Raw genomic sequence first — 5329 nt, forward strand, 5'->3', positions numbered from 1 at the left:
ATCTTGTATTTAATAATAGGAAATTTATATAATAATACATATATAAAACTATCTTATTAAAGGAGATTATAATGTATTTATCAAAATTTACAGACTATAGCTTTCGAATATTAATGTATTTAGGTAATCATCCTGATAATCTTTCTACTGTTGATGAGCTATCATCTATTTTAGATTTATCAACTCATCATATAAAGAAAATCGTATATAAATTATCTAAAAACAATTATATATCATCATCAAAGGGAAGAAACGGCGGCATAAAATTAGGTATGAACCCTAAAGATATAAATTTAGGAAAACTTCTTGAAATAACTGAGGATAACTTAAATATCCTTGAATGTTTTTCTCTTGAGAGTAATACTTGCCCTATAAATGATTCTTGCAAATTAAAGCCAATTATAGATGATGCTCTTAATTCTTTTAAACTTAAGTTAAGTGAATATACTTTAGAGGATATACTTTAAAAGGATGGATTACCTATTGGCTATCCATCCTTTTTATATCTAATTTATAATTGAAACTTATTTTCCTGCGTATATATCCTTTTCTACATCAATAAATACTTGCGCTATAACTCCATAAGCTTCACCCCATGCACTTAAAACTTCATCAGTTGCAGCATCTCCTAAAACTTCTTTTATTGCTATTAATAAGTTTTGCCCCACTATTGGATAATGTTCTGGCTTTACATTTGTATTAACATGAACTTGTCCTATTTTTTTCACTGCTGGTAATAAAACTTCTAAATTATCAATGTTTTGAGCCGCTGCTAAAATTGTCATAGCTAAAGCTTTTGGTTGTGATCCTGATTTTTGATTATCCATATTAAACATTTCTTTTACTTCTGGATTGTTTTCGAACATTGTTTTATAGAAAGTTGTTGTTATTTCTAATCCATGCTCCTTTAATGATGGTACTGTACTCTTTACGATATCTATTGTCTTTTGACTTAACATAATTTTAATCCTCCATTCTTAATGTGTATTTTGTATGCACATTTTATATAATATATAGATACCTTGCTTTTTTCTCTTTTAAACATTTTTTTTAAATCTTTTTATTTTTAAAATAAAATAAGTGTAGTCCTGCAAAATAAGTTTTTATAATAGCTTATTTTACAGGACTTAGTCTTTTTTAATCTACATTTTTTTATCGTATTTATATCTGTAATAAATACCATAAGCAACTACAAATAAATAAGCAAATACCAGTAACAGTATAACAACCATATCCACTTCCATAAGAGCAAAAGATATCATTAATGCTCCAAATACGTAAATCATCATGTCATACGCCTTAGCTTTTGCTCCATTAGTAATTGCAATATTTCTCTCATCATTTTTATTAATATCTAATTGTTTTTTAATCTCAGAGCTATTTGCTATAGCTTTTTCACCTACAATATTACCTATTCCATGACCAAAAACTCCACATCCCACCCCCACACAAATATATGGTAGTGTTTGCATGATTCCCTGTGGATCAGATATAATTTTTATACAAAATAAACTAGTACCAAGTAGCAGTATCCCTATTATGACAAAACAATAATCTTTCCAATTCTTTTTCATTATTTTTCCCCCTTAATAATAAAACTTTTCATTTAAATTTATCGTTTAGATTTTATTACTATAGTAAAATGAATAAATTATAGTGAGAGTAAACTTAGCAGTAATTATTAAAGCTACGATAAACATACTTGTGTAATTTTCATTATTGCTCCTCTTCATATATAAATATTTGTTCAATTTGCATATTAAAGTATCGTGCTATTTTAAAAGCAAGAATGATAGAAGGGTTATATCTTCCTTTTTCTAAAGAACTAATAGTCTGCCTAGAAACTTCAAGCGCTGAAGCTAGCTCTTCTTGTGTTATTTCTCGTTGTTTCCTAATTTCTTCTAATCTATTGTTCATAAATAATATACTCCTTATCCAAATACGTAAAGCTTACTTTACATATTTTAATAATAACAGATTATTTATCTATGTCAAGTATACTTTACATTTTTATGATTATAAATATAAAAAATGTAGCTACTAAGTTTACATTCTTAGTAACTACATTTTATAGAATTATTAATTTTTCTATATCGCAAATTAACTTCTAAAAAATTTAGTAATTATATCACTATTATTTAAAATTAGCGTGTTATACATAAATAGTACATCACTATCTTCCTTTGGCTTGATATATTTTTCAAATTCTGTAGAATTTATATACCTCAAATCTACTAAAATTATCTTCGAATATTCACTTATAAGCAATGGTGCTAAGCTGCTTCCAAAAGAATCTCTAAATATATAAAGCTCCTTTCCACTTGTATTATTAGGATTTTCTATACTTAAAAGTGGTTTAGCTCCTCCTAAATATACATCATAGGAGTCTACATTTTTAAAGTATTCATCATTATAAACGTTTATATATTCTTGTTTTTCAAAGTCATATACTTTACACTCTTCAATTATTTTATTATTTAAATAAACAAGTTTATCTGGATTAATATTAGTTGCAGATTGACCATAATAAGATCCATAAAAAGAATCAAATTTCTTTTCTTCATATTTATAATCCGGAATTTTATTATTCATATCAGTAAGTAAATTTTCTGCTACAGGTAGTATCTTTTCCTGCTTCCAATGTAAATCCGTATTATAATAATCATTTATTTTCAAGTTTTTGATAATATCAATGTACTTCATATTTTTTGTATTTTTCTTCATTATATCTATCAATTTTTCATAATCTAAGCTTAAATATCCTTTATCTTTAGGTACAAAATAATTTTTATCCGGTACTATAGTATAGTAAATATTTGAGTTTTTGAAATAAATAGATGCTATTTTATTGTATAAAATTGCACTATTATAAATAGATTTCTCTCTTAATGGATATTCCATCTTATAAATACTCTCATCTATTATATAGATATCATTATTATCTTTTTCTTTGAAGATATTAGTATTAATAAAAGATTTAATTTTTCTAAAATTATCTCTTAATGGAAATTGATCCAAAAAATATTCTTCCATATCTTTAAAATACTCACCTTTTACAAGTTTCTCCACAGTGAATTTCGGTAATTGTGATAATTTTCGTCTCTCTTCGTAAGATATTTCTTTATCTTGTGAGAAAATATTACTCACCATAAATCCAACTAATATAAAAATAAAACTTGTACTTATTATTATGTTTTTTAATTTAATGTTCATATTAATCCCTCCTTAAAATCTAAAATATAAAAACGGATTAAAAGAACCGTCTATTAAATAAGAAGTTACTATTATTAATAAAATAATATTGAATATAGGATTTATTGTGGATATAAATTTTTCTCCAGCTGATCTATTGCTTACCTTTACTATTATATTTTTTAATACAGGTGTAGCTCCTATTATACTTATTACTAAAATCACTGCATAGCTTTTTAAATAGTATGCAGAAAACTCGTTGTATAAAGGTAATCCTCTGAAGTTAAACATATTATACAAACTACTAAACATATCTTTTATATTTTCATTATTAAAAATCACAAAACTTATTATTATAAAAAATTTAGCATAAATATGTTGTAAAAAACTTGGTAACTTCTCTATTATATCTTTTAAAAGCAATTTTTCAATCACTAGTAGTACAGCGAAATAAAGCCCCCATAATACAAAGTTCCAACTGTCTCCATGCCAAAGTCCAGTAAGGCACCATACTGCAAATATATTAAATATCCATCTATTTTTGCTTACTCTATTTCCTCCTAATTGAATGTACACATAATCTCTAAAAAAACTAGACAATGATATATGCCATCTTCTCCAAAACTCTGTAATACTTTTTGAAATATAAGGATAGTTAAAGTTCTCTAAAAAGTGAAAACCAAACATTCTACCAAGTCCTATTGCCATGTCACTATAACCTGAAAAATCATAATAAATTTGCAACGGAAAAACAATAGCTACTATCCAGTAAGATAAAATATTTTTCCCTGTATTACTGTTTATAACATCTACTAACATACCTAAATTATTTGCTATGATTACTTTTTTACTAAGACCTATAATAAATCTATTTACACCATAAGCAAATTTTTCAAAAGAATAAACCCTATTATTCAACTCTTCTTGTATTGTTGTATATCTTACTATTGGTCCTGCAATAAGTTGAGGAAATAAACATACATAGGTAGCAAAGTCAATAAAACTTTTACATACCTTTGCTTCATTTCTATACACATCTACAACATAGCTTAAAATTTGGAATGTATAAAAACTGATTCCAATTGGAAGTGCTAACTTTAATAATTTTATATTTGTAGAAGATATATAGTTAATGTTACTTATTATAAAATTTCCATACTTAAACACAATTAAAATTCCTAAACTTATAACTAAGCTGCTTACTAAAAATACTTTTGAATACTTTGTCTCTCTATATTTATCTATTAAAACTCCATGAATATATCCACTAAAAGCAGAAATTATCATTAATAAAGTATATCCTGGTTCTCCATAAAAATAGAAAAACAAACTAGCTAATAACAATATTAAATTTTTATATTTATTTTTTGATATAAAGTAGACTACTATCGTTACTGGTAAAAAGTAGTATAAAAAACTTATGCTTGAAAATAACAATTTCTGCCTCCTAAAAATTTTTATTATGACTTGTGAAATAAAATTTAATGCTAATTCCCTTTAATCTAAAATGGCCTGAAAATTATATTTCCAGGCCATTGATATTATTTATATTATTTACTATTTAGCTTCTGCTAAACTCATAAAAGCATTTTTTATTGGAGTTGCTTCTGTTTTATTTGCCATTAAAAATAACACTGTATTATCTATACTTTCTACTATTACCTCTTCAGCCTCTACGCACACCCATTTTCTTGGATTTGCATTTTCTTTTATAGTTGATTTTACAGCATCCACATCAGCATTTTCATCTAATTTAAGTAACACTAATTCATAAGGTATTGAACTCATCATAGGAGCTGAGCTTATTCCTTCAGTAAATTTAACATCCGTATCTCCTAAATATCCTTGAATATTTTCTTCATTTAATTCTACTGTTTGGTAATGTTCTAAAGATGCTCTAAATTCCTCATCTAAATCTGCTGTCTCGTAAATTTTGTCTAGTACTTTTGTTAAATCTTCAGATAAAACTGGATTTCTCTCAACTTTGTTTGAACTACATCCAACTAATGAAAATATCATTAATGTAGATATTAATATAGTAATTATTTTTTTCATATATTTATCTCCTTATTTAGTGATAATTTAAATCTAACATATAGTCTATGATAGGTTCAAGTTACAAAAAGTTACATAATAA

General features: G+C 25.5%; 7 protein-coding genes. 1 reads left to right on the forward strand and 6 read right to left on the reverse strand.

What is annotated here, in order from left to right; translation table 11 throughout:
- The first annotated feature begins 71 nt into the window (after positions 1 to 71).
- Positions 72 to 467 carry an RrF2 family transcriptional regulator gene (locus NSA58_RS15465; RefSeq protein ID WP_039678052.1) on the forward strand — a complete coding sequence of 132 codons (396 nt, stop codon included), beginning with the start codon at positions 72 to 74 and terminating at the stop codon, positions 465 to 467.
- Between the two features lie 57 nt (positions 468 to 524).
- Here NSA58_RS15465 and NSA58_RS15470 read toward each other — a convergent pair whose 3' ends face one another.
- From NSA58_RS15470 to NSA58_RS15495, 6 genes are all read right to left on the reverse strand, one after another.
- Positions 525 to 959, reverse strand: coding sequence for a globin domain-containing protein (locus NSA58_RS15470; protein ID WP_039678053.1), 435 nt, complete (start codon positions 957 to 959; stop codon positions 525 to 527).
- 183 nt (positions 960 to 1142) lie between these two features.
- Positions 1143 to 1574 (reverse strand): DUF6442 family protein, encoded by a 432-nt coding sequence (locus NSA58_RS15475; protein WP_039678054.1) that lies wholly within the window; start codon positions 1572 to 1574, stop codon positions 1143 to 1145.
- A gap of 142 nt (positions 1575 to 1716) precedes the next feature.
- Positions 1717 to 1917: a helix-turn-helix transcriptional regulator gene (locus NSA58_RS15480; RefSeq protein ID WP_039678055.1), complete on the reverse strand. Its 201-nt coding sequence runs from the start codon at positions 1915 to 1917 to the stop codon at positions 1717 to 1719.
- 183 nt (positions 1918 to 2100) lie between these two features.
- Positions 2101 to 3213 carry a DHHW family protein gene (locus NSA58_RS15485; protein ID WP_039678056.1) on the reverse strand — a complete coding sequence of 371 codons (1113 nt, stop codon included), beginning with the start codon at positions 3211 to 3213 and terminating at the stop codon, positions 2101 to 2103.
- A 12-nt stretch (positions 3214 to 3225) separates the two neighbouring features.
- Complete coding sequence (locus tag NSA58_RS15490) at positions 3226 to 4629, reverse strand: MBOAT family O-acyltransferase (RefSeq protein WP_074429625.1); 1404 nt, start codon at positions 4627 to 4629, stop codon at positions 3226 to 3228.
- Between the two features lie 120 nt (positions 4630 to 4749).
- On the reverse strand, positions 4750 to 5247 hold the full coding sequence (locus NSA58_RS15495; RefSeq protein WP_039678058.1) for a hypothetical protein: 498 nt from the start codon (positions 5245 to 5247) through the stop codon (positions 4750 to 4752).
- Positions 5248 to 5329: the final 82 nt, after the last annotated feature.

Source organism: Terrisporobacter muris, assembly GCF_024621905.1.
Classification (GTDB): Bacteria; Bacillota; Clostridia; order Peptostreptococcales; family Peptostreptococcaceae; genus Terrisporobacter; species Terrisporobacter muris.

What these genes read in the sequence shown, in the direction of transcription:
- NSA58_RS15475 (WP_039678054.1), bottom strand. Translation starts at nt 1,574, where the DNA reads ATGAAAAAGAATTGGAAAGATTATTGTTTTGTCATAATAGGGATACTG.
- NSA58_RS15465 (WP_039678052.1), top strand. Translation starts at nt 72, where the DNA reads ATGTATTTATCAAAATTTACAGACTATAGCTTTCGAATATTAATGTAT.
- NSA58_RS15495 (WP_039678058.1), bottom strand. Translation starts at nt 5,247, where the DNA reads ATGAAAAAAATAATTACTATATTAATATCTACATTAATGATATTTTCA.
- NSA58_RS15470 (WP_039678053.1), bottom strand. Translation starts at nt 959, where the DNA reads ATGTTAAGTCAAAAGACAATAGATATCGTAAAGAGTACAGTACCATCA.
- NSA58_RS15480 (WP_039678055.1), bottom strand. Translation starts at nt 1,917, where the DNA reads ATGAACAATAGATTAGAAGAAATTAGGAAACAACGAGAAATAACACAA.
- NSA58_RS15485 (WP_039678056.1), bottom strand. Translation starts at nt 3,213, where the DNA reads ATGAACATTAAATTAAAAAACATAATAATAAGTACAAGTTTTATTTTT.